21 protein-coding genes and 1 rRNA gene are annotated in these 18920 nt (G+C 61.8%); 7 read left to right on the forward strand and 15 right to left on the reverse strand.

The annotated features are described in order from the left end of the window. Positions 1 to 124 precede the first annotated feature (124 nt). Together O3298_RS27745 and O3298_RS27750 are read left to right on the forward strand one after the other, a co-directional pair. Complete coding sequence (locus tag O3298_RS27745; protein ID WP_289906753.1) at positions 125 to 868, forward strand: sulfite exporter TauE/SafE family protein; 744 nt, start codon at positions 125 to 127, stop codon at positions 866 to 868. Next, positions 856 to 1110 carry a GNAT family N-acetyltransferase gene (locus O3298_RS27750; protein WP_289906752.1) on the forward strand — a complete coding sequence of 85 codons (255 nt, stop codon included), beginning with the start codon at positions 856 to 858 and terminating at the stop codon, positions 1108 to 1110. Before O3298_RS27745 ends, O3298_RS27750 begins: the two co-directional genes overlap by 13 nt. Here O3298_RS27750 and pyrE read toward each other — a convergent pair. After that, positions 1107 to 1769, reverse strand: a complete 663-nt coding sequence (gene pyrE, locus O3298_RS27755; protein ID WP_034784688.1) for an orotate phosphoribosyltransferase — start codon at positions 1767 to 1769, stop codon at positions 1107 to 1109. The genes O3298_RS27750 and pyrE overlap by 4 nt on opposite strands. A 108-nt stretch (positions 1770 to 1877) precedes the next feature. On the opposite strand from pyrE, the gene O3298_RS27760 reads away from it, so the two are divergent. Then, a complete protein-coding gene (locus O3298_RS27760; protein ID WP_077399376.1) occupies positions 1878 to 2654 on the forward strand; it encodes an exodeoxyribonuclease III in 777 nt (258 codons plus the stop codon). Between the two features lie 6 nt (positions 2655 to 2660). Here the strand turns inward: O3298_RS27760 and O3298_RS27765 are convergent, their stop codons facing one another. The 13 genes from O3298_RS27765 to O3298_RS27825 form a co-directional block, all read right to left on the reverse strand. After that, positions 2661 to 3575 (reverse strand): pseudouridine synthase, encoded by a 915-nt coding sequence (locus O3298_RS27765; protein WP_289913554.1) that lies wholly within the window; start codon positions 3573 to 3575, stop codon positions 2661 to 2663. 1 nt (position 3576) lies between these two features. After that, positions 3577 to 4479 carry a M48 family metallopeptidase gene (locus O3298_RS27770; RefSeq protein ID WP_077399370.1) on the reverse strand — a complete coding sequence of 301 codons (903 nt, stop codon included), beginning with the start codon at positions 4477 to 4479 and terminating at the stop codon, positions 3577 to 3579. Beyond that, a complete protein-coding gene (locus O3298_RS27775; protein WP_289913553.1) occupies positions 4460 to 5719 on the reverse strand; it encodes an AmpG family muropeptide MFS transporter in 1260 nt (419 codons plus the stop codon). Before O3298_RS27775 ends, O3298_RS27770 begins: the two co-directional genes overlap by 20 nt. Beyond that, positions 5719 to 6330, reverse strand: a complete 612-nt coding sequence (gene metW / locus O3298_RS27780) for a methionine biosynthesis protein MetW (RefSeq protein ID WP_099665555.1) — start codon at positions 6328 to 6330, stop codon at positions 5719 to 5721. The genes O3298_RS27775 and metW overlap by 1 nt, the downstream gene beginning before the upstream one ends. Beyond that, on the reverse strand, positions 6327 to 7526 hold the full coding sequence (locus O3298_RS27785) for a homoserine O-acetyltransferase (RefSeq protein ID WP_305061061.1): 1200 nt from the start codon (positions 7524 to 7526) through the stop codon (positions 6327 to 6329). The genes metW and O3298_RS27785 overlap by 4 nt, the downstream gene beginning before the upstream one ends. A gap of 135 nt (positions 7527 to 7661) precedes the next feature. After that, on the reverse strand, positions 7662 to 9404 hold the full coding sequence (gene ptsP / locus O3298_RS27790) for a phosphoenolpyruvate--protein phosphotransferase (protein WP_077408955.1): 1743 nt from the start codon (positions 9402 to 9404) through the stop codon (positions 7662 to 7664). 44 nt (positions 9405 to 9448) lie between these two features. Next, the gene (locus O3298_RS27795) at positions 9449 to 9718 is read right to left on the reverse strand and encodes an HPr family phosphocarrier protein (protein WP_305061073.1); all 270 of its coding nucleotides are present in this window, start codon (positions 9716 to 9718) and stop codon (positions 9449 to 9451) included. A gap of 92 nt (positions 9719 to 9810) precedes the next feature. Further along, entirely contained in the window at positions 9811 to 10215 is a 405-nt protein-coding gene (locus tag O3298_RS27800) for a PTS sugar transporter subunit IIA (protein WP_035824452.1), read from the reverse strand. A 14-nt stretch (positions 10216 to 10229) separates the two neighbouring features. After that, complete coding sequence (gene gshB, locus O3298_RS27805; protein ID WP_305061062.1) at positions 10230 to 11186, reverse strand: glutathione synthase; 957 nt, start codon at positions 11184 to 11186, stop codon at positions 10230 to 10232. A 97-nt stretch (positions 11187 to 11283) separates the two neighbouring features. Then, the gene (gene gshA / locus O3298_RS27810) at positions 11284 to 12582 is read right to left on the reverse strand and encodes a glutamate--cysteine ligase (protein WP_077399358.1); all 1299 of its coding nucleotides are present in this window, start codon (positions 12580 to 12582) and stop codon (positions 11284 to 11286) included. Between the two features lie 204 nt (positions 12583 to 12786). Continuing rightward, complete coding sequence (locus O3298_RS27815; RefSeq protein ID WP_305061064.1) at positions 12787 to 14325, reverse strand: ammonium transporter; 1539 nt, start codon at positions 14323 to 14325, stop codon at positions 12787 to 12789. An 11-nt stretch (positions 14326 to 14336) separates the two neighbouring features. Further along, on the reverse strand, positions 14337 to 14675 hold the full coding sequence (locus O3298_RS27820; RefSeq protein WP_010393464.1) for a P-II family nitrogen regulator: 339 nt from the start codon (positions 14673 to 14675) through the stop codon (positions 14337 to 14339). 11 nt (positions 14676 to 14686) lie between these two features. Further along, positions 14687 to 15454, reverse strand: coding sequence for a TorF family putative porin (locus tag O3298_RS27825; protein ID WP_251350963.1), 768 nt, complete (start codon positions 15452 to 15454; stop codon positions 14687 to 14689). A gap of 269 nt (positions 15455 to 15723) precedes the next feature. On the opposite strand from O3298_RS27825, the gene O3298_RS27830 reads away from it, so the two are divergent. From O3298_RS27830 to O3298_RS27845, 4 genes are all read left to right on the forward strand, one after another. Next, complete coding sequence (locus tag O3298_RS27830; protein WP_035824443.1) at positions 15724 to 15972, forward strand: accessory factor UbiK family protein; 249 nt, start codon at positions 15724 to 15726, stop codon at positions 15970 to 15972. 114 nt (positions 15973 to 16086) lie between these two features. Continuing rightward, positions 16087 to 17607 carry a YifB family Mg chelatase-like AAA ATPase gene (locus tag O3298_RS27835; protein ID WP_305061065.1) on the forward strand — a complete coding sequence of 507 codons (1521 nt, stop codon included), beginning with the start codon at positions 16087 to 16089 and terminating at the stop codon, positions 17605 to 17607. 64 nt (positions 17608 to 17671) lie between these two features. Then, positions 17672 to 18217 carry a hypothetical protein gene (locus tag O3298_RS27840; protein WP_289919768.1) on the forward strand — a complete coding sequence of 182 codons (546 nt, stop codon included), beginning with the start codon at positions 17672 to 17674 and terminating at the stop codon, positions 18215 to 18217. Between the two features lie 181 nt (positions 18218 to 18398). After that, complete coding sequence (locus O3298_RS27845; protein WP_071325465.1) at positions 18399 to 18743, forward strand: DUF1840 domain-containing protein; 345 nt, start codon at positions 18399 to 18401, stop codon at positions 18741 to 18743. A 61-nt stretch (positions 18744 to 18804) separates the two neighbouring features. Here the strand turns inward: O3298_RS27845 and rrf are convergent. Next, positions 18805 to 18917, reverse strand: a 5S ribosomal RNA gene (gene rrf / locus O3298_RS27850). Positions 18918 to 18920: the final 3 nt, after the last annotated feature.

An 18920-nucleotide genomic window follows, 5' to 3' on the forward strand; every position in this document is an offset into this window, starting at 1 on the left:
CGGCTCTCCTTTTCGCCATCTTATCAGCCTTCGTCTTTTACTAAGGCTGACTCAAAATAATCCACCTTGGCGAAATCCGCAAGCGCGCGCAGAATCCACGCAAAATCACTGTGGGATAAAAAAGATGGAGACGTCATTTCTGCTGGCCGTTGGCGCCAGCTTCCTCGTCGCTGGCTTCGTCAAGGGCGTAGTCGGCCTGGGGCTGCCGACGGTGGCCATGGGCACGCTCAGCCTCATCATGCCGCCCGTGCAGGCGGCAGCCCTGCTGATCGTGCCCTCGATGGTGACGAATGTCTGGCAACTGGCGGCCGGCCCCGGCCTGCGGGCGCTGCTGCGGCGCTTGTGGCCCATGCTGACCGCCGTCATGGCGGGCACGCTGGCGGGCGGCGCCTTGCTGCCGGCCGACAGCGGGGTCTGGGCCATCGTCGCGCTGGGCGTGGCGCTGATGCTGTATGCGCTGGCGGGCCTGTTCTCACTGCAGCTGCGCGTGCCGGCGCGGCACGAAGCGTGGCTGGGGCCCGTGGCAGGCGCGGTGACGGGACTGGTGACGGCCGCCACGGGTGTCTTCGTCATCCCCGCCGTGCCGTATCTGCAGGGATTGGGATTGGCGCGCGATGCGCTGGTGCAGGCGCTGGGTCTGGCGTTTACGGCGTCGACCGTGGCGCTGGCGGCCAGCCTGGCTTTGCACGGCGACTTCAGTCTCGGTGCGGCCGGCGCGTCGGCGTATGCGCTGCTGCCGGCGCTGGCCGGCATGCTGGCCGGTCAATGGCTGCGCGGGCGCATCGCGCAACCAGTATTCAAGCGATGCTTTTTTATCGGCCTGTTCGCCCTGGGTTTGCATGCGGCGCTCAAACCATGGCTGGCGTGATGCAGATAGACTGGCAAGGAGACAGCGCGCTGTGCGCATGGATCGACGGCCAGCAGGTGGCCATGCTCGACATCAGCAAGTGCGCGAATGAGGTGACGGTGAACATGCTGTTCGTGAAACCGCCGTTCCGCCGGCGCGGCATCGGCGGCGCGCTGCTGCGGCGGCTATTGCAATGCCATCCGCAGGCCAGCGCCGCCTGCAGCGACCCGCGGCTGCGGGCGCTACTGGAGAAGACTACTTAAATCCCATACTTGGTGCGGTATGCCGAAACAGCCTCTTTATGTTTCAGCAGTTCCGGATCGGCGCCCGCGCCATTCAGGTAGCCGAACAAGTCGTCCAGGTTGCCGATCGAGATGACTGGAATGCCGTACTGTTTCGACACTTCCTGCACCGCCGAACTTGGCGACAGCTGGCCATCGGGGCCCGAACGCTCCATGCGGTCCAGGGCGATCAGCACGGCGCATGGCTCGGCGCCGGCGGCGCGGATCATGTCCACCGATTCGCGCACCGAGGTGCCGGCCGAGATCACATCGTCAATGATGACGACTTTGCCATGCAATTTGGCGCCGACGATGGTGCCGCCTTCGCCATGGTCCTTGGCTTCCTTGCGGTTGAAGGCGAACGAAGTGTTGCGGCCCTTGCCAGCCAGCGCCACGGCGGTGGCCGAGGCCAGGGTGATGCCCTTGTAGGCGGGACCGAACAGCATGTCGAATTCCACGCCCGAATCGAGCAGGGTCTGCGCGTAGAACTGCGCCAGCTCGGCCAAGGTGGCGCCGTCATGGAACAGGCCCGCATTGAAGAAGTACGGCGACTGGCGTCCGGCCTTGGTGGTGAACTCGCCAAACCGCAAGACTCCCTTGGATACTGAAAACGCGATAAACTGCTGGCGTAAATTATTCACATTAGCCTCATTTTTTAAAAGTGCCTGTATTTTAATCCGCGCGCACCGGCGAGACAATCGCCATGCCGCGCCCGCCGGCCCCGTCCAGCGCCCTTTCACTCTAGACCTATGCCAAAAATTATCTCCGCCAACCTGAACGGCATCCGTTCCGCCGCCAAAAAAGGCTTTTTCAACTGGATGGGCACGCAAACGGCCGATTTCATCTGCGTGCAGGAATTGAAGGCGCAACTGCCCGACATGACGCCGGAATTCCTCAACCCGCACGGCTATCATGGCCATTTCCACTATGCCGAGAAAAAAGGCTATTCGGGCACGGGCGTGTACAGCAAGGTCGAACCAGACGCCGTGCATATCGGCTTCGGCAGCCCTGAATTCGACGCCGAAGGCCGCTACGTGCGCTGTGATTTTGGCAACCTTTCCGTCATTTCCGTGTACTGCCCGTCCGGTTCGTCCGGCCCGGAGCGCCAGGAAGCCAAGTTCCGCTTCATGGAACTGTTCCTGCCGCACCTGCTGGAATTGAAGGCGCTGGGACGCGAAGTCGTCATCTGCGGCGACTGGAACATCGCCCACCACGAAATCGACCTGAAGAACTGGAAGGGCAACAAGAAAAATTCCGGCTTCCTGCCGGAAGAGCGCGCCTGGCTGACGCGCGTCTTCGACGAAGTGGGCTTTGTCGACGTACACCGCGGCCTGGACAAGCGCGAAGACCAGTACACGTGGTGGAGCAACCGCGGACAAGCCTACGCGAAGAACGTGGGCTGGCGCATCGACTACCACGTCGCCACGCCCGGCATCGCGGCCCAGGCGCATACGGTCAGCGTCTACAAGGACGAGCGCTTCTCCGACCACGCGCCGCTGATCATCGACTACACGCTCAAGGCGTAAGCGCCGCTACAGGCTGCGCCGGCTTTCAAAATGGCGCGGCGCGCCGCTCAACGGGTCCGTGAAATCGATCGCACGCGCCAGCAACTGCAAGGGCTGCGACATATCGTCTTCCTTGCACGGCAGGGCCACCGGATAAAACGCGTCATTGACGATGGGGATGCCCAGCGAGGCAAGGTGCACGCGCAGCTGATGCTTGCGCCCCGTGTGCGGCTGCAGCCGGTACAGGCTCACATCGCCGCGCTCCTCGATCACGTCGATGACGGTTTCCGAGTTCGGCTCGCCCGCCTCCTCGCGCATGAGGAAAAACTGCTCGCCCTCGACCATGCGGCTGCGGTAGGTAAATGGAAAATCGCGGCCATCGAGGCGTGGCGCCAGCGCCTCGTACGTCTTGCGCACTTCGCGGCGCTGGAACAGCGATTGATAGGCGCCGCGACTGGCCACCTGGCGCGAAAAAATCACCACGCCAGCCGTCTCGCGGTCGAGACGGTGGATCGGCGTCAGGTCGGCGCAGTCCAGGGTTTTCTTCAGGCGCGTCAGCAGGGTCTCCTGCACGAAGCGTCCGGCCGGCGTCATGGGCAGGAAGTGCGGCTTGTCGACCACCACCAGGTGTTCATCCTGGAACAGGATCTCTTCCTGGAAGGGGATAGGCGTTTCCCGCTCCAGCTCGCGGTAGTAAAAAATGCGCATGCCGCGCTTGTAGGCGCTGCCAGGGCCCAGCACCGCACCGTCGCCGTTGACCACTTCGCCGCGCGCCATGCGGTCCCGCCATTGCGCGGCGCTGATCTGCGGATAGCGCTCGAGCAGAAACGCCAGCATGTCGGGCCACTGCCCTTCCGGCAGCCACAGGTAGCTGGGCGCCACGCCGTCGCGCATGGGCAACGGCGCCGCTGCCGGCTTGTTGCCGGGACTGCGTACAGACATCCTAGCGCTGCGCGATGGCGTTGCTGCGGTACGGCGGCAAGGCGTCCACGCTGACGCCCTTGCTGCGCGCGTACAGGGGCAGCACTTGCGCCATGTGGCTGTTCATCTGCGAGATGCGGTCCTTGCCCGACGGGTGAGTCGAGAGGAATTCCGGCGGCGCGCCCGCGCTCACGGCAGCCATCTTCTGCCACAGCACCACACCGGCGCGCGGATCGAAACCGGCGCGCGCGGCCAGGTCCATGCCGATCAGGTCCGCTTCGCGCTCATCGTCGCGCGAAAACTTCAGCATCACGCCCTTGGCCGCCATGTTCGTGGCGGTGCTGGTCAGATTCGGGTCGACGCCGAGCCAGGCTGACAGGCCGGCGCCCACCAGCTTCGAGCCGACGGCGGCCAGGTTGCCCTTGCCAGCCTGCGCTTGCGAGTGTTCGCGCAAGGCGTGCGAAATTTCATGGCCCATGACGACGGCCACTTCATCGTCGGTCAGGTTCAGTTTGGTGATGATCCCGCTGTAAAAAGCGATTTGCCCGCCCGGCATGCAAAAGGCGTTGACCTCGTCCGAGTTGAGCAGGTTGATCTGCCAGTTCCAGTTGGCCGCCGCATCGTTCCAGCGCGTGGCGAACGGAATGATGCGCTGGGCGATGGCGCGCAGGCGTTTCACTTGCGGATCGCTGTCCGGCACCAGCGCATTTTTTTCCTTCGCTTCGTTGACCAGCTGCGTATATTGCTGCTTCGATTCCGCATTGAAATCGGTGCCGCCGGCAAAGATGCGCGACGTCGACAAGGGACGCACCTTGATGCCATCCTGTACCGTCGCCTGCTGGGCGTAGACGGACAGGGGCGCCAGCGCCGTGACCGCGCACAGGCTGGCCAGGACGGTGTAACGTTTAAGGGATATTGGTGCCATTGGCAGACCTCCATGGAGCGATTTTAGGCAGCATCATCATGGCCGGGAAGGCCAGGAAGAAGCACACGATGAAAAACGAGAACCAGCCCAGCTCGGCGACCAGGAAGCCCACCGAGGCATTGATCAGGGTGCGCGGCACGGCGCTCAGGCTGGAAAACAGCGCATATTGCGTGGCCGTGTAGCGCGGGTCCGTGGTGCGCGACAGGAACGCGACAAAGGCGGCCGCGCCCAGGCCCAGGCTGGCGAAAGCTTCAAAACCGATCACGGCGCTCAATAGCATGGTGTTCGGCCCCACCTGCGCCAGCCAGGCGAATCCCAGAATCGCGATCGCCTGCAGCGCGCCAAACACCCACAGGCCCCGGTTGATGCCCAGCTTGAGCATCCACACGCCGCCCACCACGCCGCCGGCCAGGCTGGCCCAGAATCCCGTGGTATTGGCGGCCAGGCCGATCTGCGTCATGGAAAAACCCAGGTCCAGGTAAAACTTCGTCGCCAGCGCCGTGGCCATGCTGTCGCCGATTTTATAGAGTAATACGAAAGCGAGAATCCACATTGCGTTACGCCAACCATCGCGCGCGATGAATTCCTGGAATGGCAAGATGATCGCTTCGCGCATGGTCTTCGGCGGCGAGCCATACACGGTCGGCTCCCTGATCAGCAGGGTGCACACGAGGCCAGGCATCATGAAGGCGGCCGTGATCCAGAACACGGGCTGCCACGGCATGCGGTCGGCCAGGATCAGCGACAGCGCGCCCGGCACCATGCCCGCCACCTTGTACGCGTTGACGATGACGGCGGCGCCCAGGCCCTGCTCGTTATCGCTGAGGATTTCGCGCCGGTAGGCGTCGATGACGATATCCTGGCTGGCAGACAGAAAGGCCACGCCGCCGGCAGCGGCCGCGATCAGGCCGATCTGCGTGAGCGGATCGAGCATGCCCATGCCGCCGATGGAAAAGAACAGCGCCACCTGCGTCAGGGCCATCCAGCCGCGCCGGCGTCCCAGGCCCAGGATGCGGTAGCGGTCCATCAGGGGCGCCCACAGGAATTTCCAGATATACGGGAACTGCACCAGGGCGAACAGCCCCAGCGCCTTGACGTTCAATCCCGACTTGGCCAGCCATGCCTGCAGCAGATACAGCAGGATGAACAGGGGCAGGCCGGAACTGAAGCCCAGCACCAGCACGGCCAGCATGCGGCCATTGGCATAGGAACGCCAGCCTGGCGCCGGGCTTGTGCTCATCAATGCACCGCTTTTTTACGCAGGCGGAAGACGGCCAGGTCGCCGCGCAGGTTCGGCAGCACGGAAACCATCTTACCTTCGGCCAGGGCCACGCATTCGATCACTTCCAGGCCGCATTCCTCGGCCAGTTCGCGGAAGTCGTTGATGGTTGCGCAGCGCACGTTGGGCGTGTCATACCACTGGTAGGGCAGCGATTTCGACACGGGCATGCGCCCTTTCAGCAATGCCACGCGGTGCGGCCAGTAGGCGAAGTTGGGGAACGAGACGATGGCTTCGGCGCCCACGCGCACGATATCGCGCAGCAGCGGCTCGACCTGTTTCATCATCTGCAGGGACGACAGGCACAGCACCGTATCGAAGCTGTTGTCGCCAAAGACGGCCAGGCCTTTTTCCATGTCCTGCTGGATCACATTGACGCCGCGCAAAGTACTGGCCAATACCTTGTCGTCGGCGATCTCGATGCCGTAACCGCTGCACTCCTTGTCGCTTTGCAGGTACTGCAGCATCACGCCGTCGCCGCAGCCCACGTCCAGCACATGCGCGTTGTCCGGCACCCAGTGGGCGATGAAGGCCAGGTCGGGGCGCAGCGCGCTCAATTCGTCAAAAGTCATGCGGTCTCCTTGGCGCCCTGGCGGACGGCGGTGTGCTGTGCAGGAGCGGGCAAGCCCGCCCCGATGTCGTTCCATACCTGGCCATAATAGGCGCGCACCATGTTCATGTAGCGCGCATCTTCCAGCAGGAAGGCGTCGTGGCCGTGCGGCGCGTCGATTTCCGCGTACGTGACCTGGCGGCGGTTGCAGACGAGCGCTTCGACGATTTCCCGGCTGCGCTCGGGCGAGAAGCGCCAGTCGGTGGAAAACGAGGCGAGGAAGAACTTGGCCTTGGTGCCCGACAGGGCCTTGGCCAGGTCGCCGCCGTGCGCGCGCGCCGGGTCGAAATAATCGAGCGCCTTGGTGATCAACAGATACGTGTTGGCGTCGAAGTATTCGGAGAATTTGTCGCCCTGGTAGCGCAAATACGATTCGATCTCGAAGTCGATGCCGAAGCCGAACTTGTAATCGCCCGTCTGCGCCGCATCGCGCAGCTTGCGGCCGAATTTTTCGGCCATGTCGTCATTCGACAGATAGGTGATATGGCCCACCATGCGCGCCACGCGCAAGCCGTTCTTCGGCACCACGCCGTGGGCATAGAAGTCGCCGCCATGGTAATCGGGGTCGGACAGGATGGCCTGACGCGCCACATCGTTGAAGGCGATGTTTTGCGCCGACAGCTTGGCCGTCGAGGCGATCACCACGCAGTGGCGCAGGCGCTCGGGGAACATGATGCTCCACGCCAGCGCCTGCATGCCGCCCAGCGAGCCGCCCATCACGGCGGCAAACTGCGCGATGCCCAGTTCATCGGCCAGGCGCGCCTGCGCGCTGACCCAGTCTTCCACCGTGACGACGGGGAAGGAGGCCCCGTACGGCTTGCCGGTGGCGGGATTGGTGTGCATGGGGCCCGTCGAACCGAAGCAGGAACCCAGGTTGTTGACTCCGATGACGAAGAATTTGTTGGTGTCGAGCGGCTTGCCCGGTCCCACCATATTGTCCCACCAGCCCGTGCTTTTCGGCTCGTCCGCATACACGCCGGCCACGTGGTGCGAGGCGTTCAGGGCGTGGCAGACCAGTACCGCGTTCGATTTGTCGGCGTTCAGGGTGCCGTAGGTTTCATACATCAACATATAGTCTTGCAGCGATGCTCCGCTTTGCAGCTGCAAGGGTTGCGCAAAATACATGGTTTGCGGCGAAACAATTCCAATGGATGACATGTGTGTCGGTTTATAAAAGGGGGGCGGCCCCACGGGCCATGGTCGATGCAGCACCGCGATGATAGGTGCTGCAACTTTAGCATCAGAACACCTCTTGCCGCGCGCGAGGTGTCCTGATGCTGATAAGGTGACAGTTTACATGAGCTGCAGTTGCTGGACAGCTTCCGCGATCACATTTGGTTCCATGGAACGCATAATTTTGCGCATTTGTGGCGCAATCAGGCCAAGATCGCTGTTGAGTATCTCTTGCTTGACCGCCAACAGCTGCGCCGGATGCATGGAGAACTCGCGCAAGCCCATGCCCAGCAGCAAGCGCGTGAGCTTCACGTCGCCCGCCATCTCGCCGCAGACTGCCACATCGATGCCCGCCTTGTGGCCGGCGGCGATCGTCATGGAGATCAGTTGCAGCACGGCCGGGTGCAGCGGATTGTACAAATGCGCCACTTCATAGTCGACGCGGTCGATGGCCAGGGTGTACTGGATCAAATCATTCGTGCCGATCGACAGGAAATCCATGCGCTTGACGAACATGGGCAGGGCCAGCGCGGCGGCGGGAATCTCGATCATGGCGCCCACTTCGACCTCGTCGTCGAACTTGACGCCGTCCTCGCGCAGGCTGGCCTTCGCTTGCGCGATCATGGCCAGCGACTGGTCGATCTCGAACGCATGCGCCAGCATGGGAATCAGGATGCGCACCTTGCCGAAGGCGGAAGCGCGCAAAATGGCGCGCAGCTGCGTCAGGAACAGCTGCGGCTCGGCCAGGCAGTAACGGATGGCGCGCAAGCCCAGGGCGGGATTCAAGGCCGTATGGTCGGACTGGTCGAGCGGCTTGTCGGCGCCGATGTCGAGCGTGCGGATGGTCACCACGCGCCCCTTCATCGATTGCACCGTGTTGCGGTAAGCCTCGAACTGCTCGTCCTCGGTGGGAATCTTGTGCGCACGGCCCATGAACAGGAATTCGGAGCGGAACAGGCCCACGCCGCTGGCGCCCGATTCCAGCGCGAACGGGCAATCCTCGGGCAGTTCGATATTCGCCAGCAGGGTAATCGGCGTGCCGCACCTGGTGACGGCCGGCGTCTTTTTCAGCTTGCCCAGCTTCTTGCGCGCGCGCTGCATGGCCACCTGGCGCTCGCGGTACTGCTCCAGCACCAGGGGACTGGGGTTGGCGATCACCACGCCCGCGTCGCCATCGATGATCAGCCAGTCGTCCTGCTCGATCAGCATCGACGCCTGCGACATGCCGACGGCGGCCGGGATATCCAGGCTGCGCGCGACGATGGCCGTGTGCGAGTTCTGGCCGCCCACGTCGGTGATGAAGCCGATAAAGGAGCGGTCGCGGAACTGCAGCATGTCGGCCGGCGAGATATCGTGGGCGACGACGATCATCTGCGCCAGCAATTCATCGTCGGCGGCCGCTTTCGGCAGCAGCTGTTCCGTGCCCAGCAAGACCTTCAGCACGCGTTCGGCCACTTGCTGGATGTCGGCCTTGCGTTCGCGCAAATACGGGTCTTCGATTTCGTCGAACTGCGCCGACAATTCATCAATTTGCGTCAACAGCGCCCATTCGGCGTTGTAGTGGCGCGAACGGATGATGTCGAGCGGCGCTTCGGCGATCATCGGGTCCGACAGGATCAGCGCATGCACGTCGATGAACGCGCCCAGTTCCGTGGGGGCGTCCTTCGGCAGCTCGTTCCACAGGGTTTGCAGCTCCTTGTGGACGGCGGCGATGGCGTTTTGCAAACGCTGGACTTCCGCTTCGATCTGTTCCTGGGCGACCAGGTAGTGTTTGACGTCAAGGGCGGCCGGCGCCAGCAGATGCGCGCGGCCAATGGCGATGCCGCGGGAGACCGGGATGCCGTGGAGCGTGAAAGATGCCATGGGGTGACCTGTCGGAATGCGGCTGCGGCTGCGTTCGGCGGGCATTACTCGCCTTCGCCAAACCTGTCATTAATCAGGACGGTGAGCGCATCGACACATGCCTGCTCATCATCGCCCTCGGCTTCCAGGGTCACTTTTGCGCCCTTGCCGGCGGCCAGCATCATCACGCCCATGATGGACTTGGCGTTGATGCGGCGCGCGTTGCGGGTCAGCCAGACGTCGCTCTTGAACTTGGCGGCGAGCTGGGTAAATTTGGCGGAGGCGCGTGCGTGCAATCCCAGCTTGTTGATGATTTCGAGTTCTCTTTGAATCATTTTTGTATGGTCTCTATCCCTGAATGCACTACGCTGATGACAATCTTGGCCTATAAGAACCGCCGCCTTCAGGGCGGCGGCCATGCACTTCCTTATTCTCCCACGCGGATACGGTTATCGACGCGCACGGCGCCGCTTTGCGCACCGGCCAGCGCCATCTCCACCACCACGTCGAGCGTGTCGCGGCGATACGTGATGGCGCGCAGCAGCATCGGCAGGCTGATGCCGGCGATGACTTCCACCCGCCCCGCATCGGCCAGCTTGTTGCAGCAGTTCGACGGCGTGCCGCCCTTCACGTCGGTAATCACCAGCACGCCGGAGCCGTCGTCGAGACGGCAGATGGCGTCCGACGCCAGCTTTTGCACTTCCGCCAGGTCCTGGTCGGCGACGACGTCGATGGCTTCAAACCGTTCCGTTGGCCCCCGAAACACATGCGCGCAGGCGGCGATGAAAGCCTGTCCCAGCGGTGCATGTGTCATGAGCAAAATCCCTACCATAGTCATTTCACCTTCTAGCGCTGCTGCGCTTGCGCAACGCCATGCTCGACGGCGTCGACAAACATGGCCGCCACGTCAAAGCCCGTCTGCTGCATGATTTCCTGGAAGCAAGTCGGGCTGGTGACATTGACTTCCGTCAGATAGTCGCCGATCACGTCCAATCCTACCAGCATCAGACCACGCGCGGCCAGGATCGGGCCCAGCTTTTCCGCGATTTCCAGGTCGCGCGCCGTCAATGGCTGCGCCACGCCCGTGCCGCCGGCGGCCAGGTTGCCGCGGACTTCGCCCGCCTGCGGGATGCGCGCCAGCGAAAACGGCACCGGCTTGCCGCCGATGACGAGGATGCGCTTGTCGCCCTTGACGATGTCGGGAATAAACCGCTGCGCCATGATGGTCTGTGCGCCGTTCTCGCTCAGGGTCTCGATGATGGCGCCCAGGTTCAGGCCGTCGGCCTTGACGCGAAAAATACCCGTGCCGCCCATGCCGTCGAGCGGCTTGAAGATGACGTCCTGGTGCTTGGCGTGGAAAGCGCGCAGGCGCGCCTCGTTCGACGTCACCAGGGTCGGCGAAGTGAATTCGGAAAACTGGGCGATGGCCAGCTTTTCATTGTTGTCGCGGATGGCGGACGGTTTGTTGAAAACGTGCGCGCCCTGCTTTTCCGCCAGTTCCAGCAGATACGTGCCATACACGTACTCCATGTCGAACGGCGGGTCCTTGCGCTCGATGACGGCGTCCAGGGTCGACAGGCGCACTTCTTCGGTGGAGACGACCTTGTACCAGTCGTGCTCGTCGCCAGTCAGCTCGATATGCTGTACCCGCGCCGTGACGATGCCCTCTTCCAGCGCGATGTCCTTCTGTTCGAAGGCGTACACGGCGTGGCCGCGTTTGGCCGCCTCGCGCATCATGGCGAAAGTGGAATCTTTGTAAGTCTTGAAGCCTGCCAGCGGGTCGGCAAGGAATGCAATTTTCATGGTGCGTCCAATCGGGGAGCCTGGATAAGGAATGCTTGATTCTAGCCGAGATCGCCGGGCGCGGTAGTCACCGCGCCCGGCAAGCCGCAGGGATGGATCAATACACCTCGGGATTCGGGTCCGTGCGCTCCATTTCCAGCGACGCGGCCAGCAAGGCCAGGCGCGCCACCACGCCATACACATAGAAGCGGTTCGGCGCGGCCGTGCCCGGCTTGGCCTTCAAGTCCGGCACGGCATGCTGCTGGGCAAATGCCAGCGGCACGTACTGCGAGCCGGGCGCGTTCAGGTTCTGGTCCACGCCCTTTTCCGCGTGCACGCGGTAGAAGCCGCCCACCACGTAGCGGTCGATCATGTAGACGACCGGCTCGGCCACGGCATCCTTGATGCTTTCAAAGGTCGGCACGCCTTCCTGGATGATGACGTCGGTGACAACCTTGCCGTCCTTGACGATGGACATCTTGTCGCGCTGCTTGCGCGACAGGTCGCGCACTTCGCTGGCGTCGCGCACCGTCATGATGCCCGTGCCATACGTGCCCGCATCGGGCTTGACGATGACAAACGGCTTTTCCTTGATGCCGTATTCCTTGTATTTCTTGCGGATCTTGGCCAGCAGCACGTCGACGCTGGCGGCCAGCGCATCTTCGCCCTCGCCTTCCTGGAAGTTCACATCGCTGCACTTGGCGTGGAAGGGATTGAGCATCCACGGGTCGACATCGATCATCTTGCCGAATTTCTTCACCACTTCATCGTAGGCCGTGTAGTGGTTGCTCTTGCGGCGCAAGGCCCAGCCCGCATGCAAGGGCGGCAGCAGGCTTTGCTCATGAATATTTTGCAAGATATCGGGAATGCCGTCCGACAAGTCGTTATTCAGCAGAATCGTGCACGGGTCGAAATCCTTCAAGCCCAGGCGGCGGCCATTGTTCAGGCGCACGAGGGGCTCGATGACGAGCATGTTGCCATCTGGCAACGCCAACGGTGTCGGCTGGGTGATGTCGGGCGACCAGGAACCGAAGCGCACATGCAGCCCCGTCTGGCGGAAGATCTGCATCAATCGCGCCACGTTTTGCAGGTATTGCGGCGTGGTGTTGTGCAATTCCGGCACGATCAGCAGGTTGCGGGCATCCGGGCAATACTTGTCGATGGCGGCCATGGCCGCCTGCACGGACAAGGGCAGCATTTCCGTCGCCAGATTGTGGAAACCGCCGGGGAACAGATTGGTATCGACGGGCGCCAGCTTGTAGCCCGCGTTACGCAAGTCTACCGAGCAATAGAAGGGCGGCGTGTGCTCTTGCCACTCCATGCGAAACCAGCGCTCAATGGCCGGCGTCGCGGCCAGAATCTTTTTTTCGAGGTCGAGCAGCGGTCCGGTCAGGGCCGTGACGAGATGGGGAACCATAGTTACATCCTTAAATTATGTGCAGTATTCAAAAAAGCACACAGAACTGCCGACTATATTACCGTGTAAGTACCCCAAATCGGGGCAAAAGCCTTGTTTTAAAGACCTTTTCCATTCCCATAACGAAAAAAAGGCACCTCAATGAGGCGCCTTTTCCAGCAGGACATGCCGCGCCGGGGCGCTGGCATACCAGATAATTGCTATTTAGCCATGATATGCTTGCTCGCCGTGGCTGGTGATATCGAGGCCTTCGCGCTCTTCCTCTTCCGGTACGCGCAGGCCGATGACGATGTCGACCAGTTTATAGGCAACGAGGGAAACCAGGGCCGACCAGAGGATAGTGGTGCCGACCGCTTGCGCCTGCACCCACACCTGATGGCCGATCGAGTACGGATCCGCCGACATCTTGTTGGTGACATAGTCGAAGATGCCCTGGCCGCCCAGTTGTGGTGCAGCAAACACGCCCGTCAGCAAGGCGCCCAGGATACCGCCCACGCCATGCACGCCGAACACGTCGAGCGAATCGTCGGCGCCGATCAGGCGTTTCAGGCCATTCACGCCCCACAGGCAGACGACGCCGGCCAGCAAGCCGATGACCAGGCCGCCCATCGGGCCGACAAAACCGGCCGCCGGGGTGATCGCCACCAGGCCGGCCACGGCGCCGGACGCGCCACCGAGCATGGAAGGCTTGCCCTTGGAAATCCATTCGCCAAACACCCACGACAGGGTGGCGGCAGCCGTTGCCAGCAAGGTATTGACGAAGGCCAAAGCCGCCACGTCGCCTGCTTCCAGCGAGGAACCGGCATTGAAACCGAACCAGCCCACCCACAGCAGCGACGCGCCGATCATGGTCATCGTCAGCGAGTGCGGTGCCATCGATTCGCGGCCGTAGCCGACGCGCTTGCCGATCATGATGGCGCCCACCAGGCCGGCGACAGCGGCGTTGATGTGCACCACGGTGCCGCCGGCGAAGTCCAGCGCGCCTTTTTGCCAGATCCAGCCAGCCTTCAGGGCTTCGCTGGCCGAGGTGGCGGCGTTGGTGATCAGGTCAGGACCGGTCCAGAACCACACCATGTGGGCCGCTGGCAGGTAGGCAAACGTGAACCACAGCACGACGAAGGCCAGCACGGCGGCAAACTTGGCGCGCTCGGCAAAGGCGCCGACGATCAGCGCGCAGGTGATGGCGGCAAACGTGCCCTGGAAAGCGACGAAGACGAACTCGGGAATGACGACGCCCTTGCTGAAAGTGGCGGCGGCGGCAAACGTGCCCTTGGCCGGATCCCAGATGCCGTTCAGGAACAGGCGGTCGAAGCCACCGAAGAAGGCGGTTTTTTCCGTGAAGGCGATCGAGTAACCGTAGATGCACCACAGCACAATGACCAACGCGAACACCATGAACACTTGCATCAGCACCGACAGCATGTTTTTCGAGCGCACGAGGCCGCCGTAGAACAGGGCCAGGCCGGGGATCGTCATCAAGATCACCAGCAAGGTGCTGATCATCATGAAACTGGTGTCGCCCTTGTTGGCAACGGGCGCGGCGGCTGGCGCGGCAGCGGCCGGGGCCGGAGCGGCGGCAGCCGGTGCTGCTGCGTCAGGCACGGGCGTCACGGCCGGGGCGGCGATGGCCGCGGTCGTGGCCGCCTCCGTCTTGGCGGGCGCATCGGCAAAGCTCGGCGTGGCGACACCAAACGCACACAGACAGGCTATCCCGGCTAGCAATTTTGTTATATTTTTATGCATCAATATTCCCCTTAGAGCGCTTCGTTGCCGGTTTCACCGGTACGGATGCGGATGACCTGTTCCAGGTTGTAGACGAAAATCTTGCCATCACCGATTTTACCGGTACGCGCGGCGCCTTCGATCGCTTCGATGGCCTGGTCGACAATGGCGTCATCGACGGCCGCTTCAATCTTGGTTTTTGGCAAGAAATCAACGACATACTCGGCGCCACGGTAGAGTTCCGTGTGACCTTTCTGGCGGCCGAAACCCTTGACTTCCGTGACGGTAATGCCTTGCACATTGATAGCCGACAAAGCTTCGCGTACTTCGTCCAGTTTGAACGGTTTAATGATTGCAGTAATCATTTTCATGGCTGTCTCGCTTAAAAGGTTTTCGATACGGTCAGCACGAGACCGGATTTCGCCAGATTCTTGCCATTCGGTGCCAGCGATACGATATTGGCCTTGACGACCGCCAGTGCAACGGTCGCCATGCCGAAGTCCTTGGTCACGCCGATCTTGTAATCGCTGTAGCTGAGGGAATCGTTGTGCTCGACCTTCTGGCGCCCGGCGTGCAGATTCAAGATGTAACCGTCGTGCACCTCGACGTTGGCGCCCACGTCGAGGTAGCCGCTGTTCTTGCTGTCGGCCACGCCGAACAGATTGGTGGTCGAATGCGAGTACTTGATGTACGCGGGGCCATAACCCAGCTGGCCGTACAGCTCGAAGGTGTTGGCATTGGTGCTCAGTCCATTCGATGGGTAGAAGTAGTACAGGCCGCCCACGTCATAGGTAAAATCCTTGCTGATCTCGCCGCGCTTGCCGCCGTAGATATCCCATTCCAGATTGGTATCGCCGCCGCCGTCCTTGATCCATTTGATGCTCGACAGCCAGGTGCCCACATACAGGCCCGTCGGGTTATGGGTATAGTCGGCACCGCCGCTGATGGCCGGGTTCAAGCGGCTTTGCGAGATGCCGCGGTAACGGTAGTCGCTGGTCAGCGCCACGTTGTAGCTCACCACGTTATCAGGTACCGCTTCGGCCGCAGCAGGCGCCGCCACTGCATCCTGGGCCATGGCGCTACCGCACAATGCGGTCATGGCCAGCGTCAACGCTGCAGCTAAAGTCATGTTCTTGGACAGATTCTTCATGGCGATTCCCTTTTATTGAACTTTTAAAGCGGTTGAGGTTTAAAATCTTGGCTGGAGATCACAAAGCGTTCATACCTTCTTTAGCAGAATACGTGCCAGCTCTCTTGCCACCTTGACAGGTGCATTTCCGTCCATACATACCCTGCACACGGCCAGGAATGCGGCAACGGACTGCTGAAGCACAATGAAGCGCCCAGTTTCGCACCAGATTAACGCCGCTGTGCACCGCAATGGTGCGATGCACAGGCCGCACCATAAAAGGACTGACCATGGACATGAATACCTTCTTTAACGACTTGCAAGGCAAGATCCATCAAGCCATCGAAAACTCACCGGCCAAGGATATCGAGAAAAATGTGAAATCGATGATGACCCAGGGCTTCGCCCGCCTCGATCTCGTCACGCGCGAGGAATTCGATATCCAGGCGCAAGTACTGGCCAAGACGCGCGCAAAACTGGATGCACTGGAATTGCGCCTGATCGAACTGGAAACGCGCCTGAACGATCCAAAAGCCTGAGCCGCCGCTGCACGCAGGGCGCCGTAATCGGCGACCTTGCTGGCATACCTCAAGCCTCACACCTTTTCAAGCGCTAGACTGATCCTGCCCGCGTCCGCGCTACAGGGGAGTCTGATGAGCCTGGCCGTCCTGAAAAGCCGCGCCCTGGCCGGCATGGAGGCGCCCGAGGTAAGTGTCGAAGTCCACCTTGCCAATGGCTTGCCTTCGTTTACGATTGTCGGCCTGCCGGATACGGAAGTGAAGGAGTCGCGCGACCGCGTGCGTGCCGCGTTGCAAAACTGCGGCTTCGAGATGCCGGCACGGCGCATCACGGCCAATCTGGCGCCGGCAGACTTGCCCAAGGAATCGGGCCGCTTCGACTTGCCCATCGCACTGGGCATCCTGGCCGCCTCCGGCCAGTTGCCGGACGACCAATTACACCACTATGAATTCGCGGGCGAACTGTCGCTGTCTGGCCAGTTACGCCCCATCCGCGGCGCCCTGGCCATGACCTTTGCCATGCAGCGCAGCCAGTCGGGCACGCCACGCGCCTTCATCCTGCCGCAGGCGAACGCGGACGAGGCGGCTCTCGTCAGCGATGCCTGCATCTATCCCGCCCACAGCCTGCTCGAGGTCTGCGCGCATTTTGCCAGGCACGCCAGCCAGACTGCCCTGCAACGCCACCAGCCCGTGCTGGCAGCGCACGCTTTTCCCTATCCCGACTTTGCCGACGTGCAAGGGCAGCTGCAGGCGCGACGCGCACTGGAAGTGGCGGCAGCGGGCGGTCACAACGTCCTGATGGTGGGACCACCGGGCGCAGGCAAGACCATGCTGGCCAGCCGCTTCCCCGGCGTGCTGCCGCCCATGAGCGATGACGAGGCGCTGGAATCGGCGGCCGTGCATTCGCTGGGCAGCCACTTCAAGGTGGAGCATTGGAAACGGCGGCCCTACCGCGCCCCGCACCAGACGGCGTCCGGCGTAGCCCTGGTGGGCGGCGGCAACGTGCCGCGGCCAGGTGAAATCTCGCTGGCCCACTGCGGCGTGCTGTTTCTTGATGAAATTGCCGAATTCCACCGCCGGGTGCTCGACGTGCTGCGCCAGCCCATGGAATCGGGCGTGATCAGCATTTCACGCGCGGCACGCCAGGCCGAGTTTCCTGCCCGTTTTCAATTGATCGCCGCCATGAATCCCTGCCCGTGCGGCTATCTGGGCCACGCTTCCGGTCGTTGCCGCTGTACGCCAGACACCGTATTGCGCTATCACAATCGTCTGTCGGGCCCCCTGCTCGACCGTATCGACCTGCAGATTGAAGTGGCCGCCATGCCGCCGACGGCGCTGGGGCGACGTGCAGGTGCCGGCGAAAGTACGCAAGCGATCGCCGCGCGGGTAGCGGCAGCCTATGCCTTGCAGTTGGCACGTCAGGGAAAAGCGAACCAGCAGCTGAGCAACACAGAAATCGAACAACATTGTCGCCTGGAACCACATGGCGAACAGTTGTTGCATGGCGCCATGACACGCCTGCACTGGTCGGCGCGCACCTACCACCGGGTGCTGCGCGTGTCGCGCAGCATCGCGGACCTGGCGGGCAGCCCCGCCATCACGCAACCGCATGTTGCCGAAGCGATCCAGTACCGGCGCGTACTGCGCGAGATATAAGGCAAGCTGTGAACCCCGCACGTGCGCGATTGCGCGTGATTGGCAGCGCTGCTACCATCTGTTGATGAAAAAAACATCACTTGCCCTCTTTCTGGCTACGCTCGCGGCCGCCAGCGTCCTGTCTGCCTGCAGTCCGAAATTCGACTGGCGCGACTATCGCAGCCCCGACGCCCAGTTCACGGCCCTGTTTCCGGGCAAACCGGCCGTGCTGACGCGCGAAATCGATCTCGACGGCAAGAAAGTCAGCTTGACCATGACGGCGAGCGAGGTCGATGGCAATACCTTCGCCATCGGCAGCGCCGTGCTCGACAGTGCGGAACAGGCACAAACGGCCCTGCCCGCCATGCAGACAGCCCTGTTGAAAAATATCAATGGTGTCGTGCGCAGCGAGAAATCCGCATCGACGGCCAGCAACACGGCGGCCGGTAGCCATCAACGCAGCGCGCTGAGCGTCGAAGCGACGGGGATGCAGCAGGGCAAGCCCGTCCTGCTGGTCGGCCGTTTTGTGGCGCAGGACAAACACATCTTCCAGATCATCATACTCGGTGAAGAAAGCAAGCTGTCGCGTGACACCATCGACACGTTCATGGACTCGGTGAAACTGGATTGAGACTTAACGATCGCTTAAAACGGATGTTTTCACGGTAAACACGCTCTTGTAAATACGTACGTTGTCCAACAGATGGGCCTATCCGGCTTGCAAATGTGCAATCCGGGCAATCGGACGGCCTGTGCGACATTTCAAGTCGTGATATTGTTTCGACACTAACAACAAGTTTCAGAAAGCGCTTATGTTGATCTCATTCAAATCCAAATCCTCCCCAGAAGTGCTGATGTACCAGGAACATGCCCAGCGCATCCTCGACATCCTGCACAAGAACCCCACGCGCGGCGTCATCACGCCAGCGGAAGCGGGCGATGCCCTGGCCCTGCTGGAAAAAGAAGTCGCGGAAAGCAAACTGCATCCGGAAAATGACATCGAACACGATGCGCATACGCCGGAAACGCTGGAAGACGGCGAAACAGGCGCCCATGCGCGCGCACAAAAAGTGCATTTTTCGCAGCGCGCCTATCCTTTGATGGAAATGCTGCGCTCGGCCAAGGCGGAAGGTGAAAGCATCACCTGGGGCATCTGATCCGATGAACGCTGCAGACGAAAAAAAACCCCGCATCTAGCGGGGTTTTTTTATATAACAAGCCTGACGATAACCTACTTTCACACTGGTTGCAGCACTATCATCGGCGCAAAGTTGTTTCACGGTCCTGTTCGGGATGGGAAGGGGTGGGACCAACTTGCTATGGTCATCAGGCAT

It is taken from the genome of Janthinobacterium sp. SUN137 (assembly GCF_030587265.1).
Classification (GTDB): domain Bacteria; phylum Pseudomonadota; class Gammaproteobacteria; order Burkholderiales; family Burkholderiaceae_D; genus Janthinobacterium; species Janthinobacterium kumbetense.

Coding starts and splice junctions, on each gene's coding strand:
- O3298_RS27745 (WP_289906753.1), top strand. CDS start 125: ATGGAGACGTCATTTCTGCTGGCCGTTGGCGCCAGCTTCCTCGTCGCT.
- O3298_RS27750 (WP_289906752.1), top strand. CDS start 856: ATGGCTGGCGTGATGCAGATAGACTGGCAAGGAGACAGCGCGCTGTGC.
- O3298_RS27760 (WP_077399376.1), top strand. CDS start 1,878: ATGCCAAAAATTATCTCCGCCAACCTGAACGGCATCCGTTCCGCCGCC.
- O3298_RS27765 (WP_289913554.1), bottom strand. CDS start 3,575: ATGTCTGTACGCAGTCCCGGCAACAAGCCGGCAGCGGCGCCGTTGCCC.
- O3298_RS27770 (WP_077399370.1), bottom strand. CDS start 4,479: ATGGCACCAATATCCCTTAAACGTTACACCGTCCTGGCCAGCCTGTGC.
- O3298_RS27775 (WP_289913553.1), bottom strand. CDS start 5,719: ATGAGCACAAGCCCGGCGCCAGGCTGGCGTTCCTATGCCAATGGCCGC.
- metW (WP_099665555.1), bottom strand. CDS start 6,330: ATGACTTTTGACGAATTGAGCGCGCTGCGCCCCGACCTGGCCTTCATC.
- O3298_RS27785 (WP_305061061.1), bottom strand. CDS start 7,526: ATGTCATCCATTGGAATTGTTTCGCCGCAAACCATGTATTTTGCGCAA.
- ptsP (WP_077408955.1), bottom strand. CDS start 9,404: ATGGCATCTTTCACGCTCCACGGCATCCCGGTCTCCCGCGGCATCGCC.
- O3298_RS27795 (WP_305061073.1), bottom strand. CDS start 9,718: ATGATTCAAAGAGAACTCGAAATCATCAACAAGCTGGGATTGCACGCA.
- O3298_RS27800 (WP_035824452.1), bottom strand. CDS start 10,215: ATGGTAGGGATTTTGCTCATGACACATGCACCGCTGGGACAGGCTTTC.
- gshB (WP_305061062.1), bottom strand. CDS start 11,186: ATGAAAATTGCATTCCTTGCCGACCCGCTGGCAGGCTTCAAGACTTAC.
- gshA (WP_077399358.1), bottom strand. CDS start 12,582: ATGGTTCCCCATCTCGTCACGGCCCTGACCGGACCGCTGCTCGACCTC.
- O3298_RS27815 (WP_305061064.1), bottom strand. CDS start 14,325: ATGCATAAAAATATAACAAAATTGCTAGCCGGGATAGCCTGTCTGTGT.
- O3298_RS27820 (WP_010393464.1), bottom strand. CDS start 14,675: ATGAAAATGATTACTGCAATCATTAAACCGTTCAAACTGGACGAAGTA.
- O3298_RS27825 (WP_251350963.1), bottom strand. CDS start 15,454: ATGAAGAATCTGTCCAAGAACATGACTTTAGCTGCAGCGTTGACGCTG.
- O3298_RS27830 (WP_035824443.1), top strand. CDS start 15,724: ATGGACATGAATACCTTCTTTAACGACTTGCAAGGCAAGATCCATCAA.
- O3298_RS27835 (WP_305061065.1), top strand. CDS start 16,087: ATGAGCCTGGCCGTCCTGAAAAGCCGCGCCCTGGCCGGCATGGAGGCG.
- O3298_RS27840 (WP_289919768.1), top strand. CDS start 17,672: ATGAAAAAAACATCACTTGCCCTCTTTCTGGCTACGCTCGCGGCCGCC.
- O3298_RS27845 (WP_071325465.1), top strand. CDS start 18,399: ATGTTGATCTCATTCAAATCCAAATCCTCCCCAGAAGTGCTGATGTAC.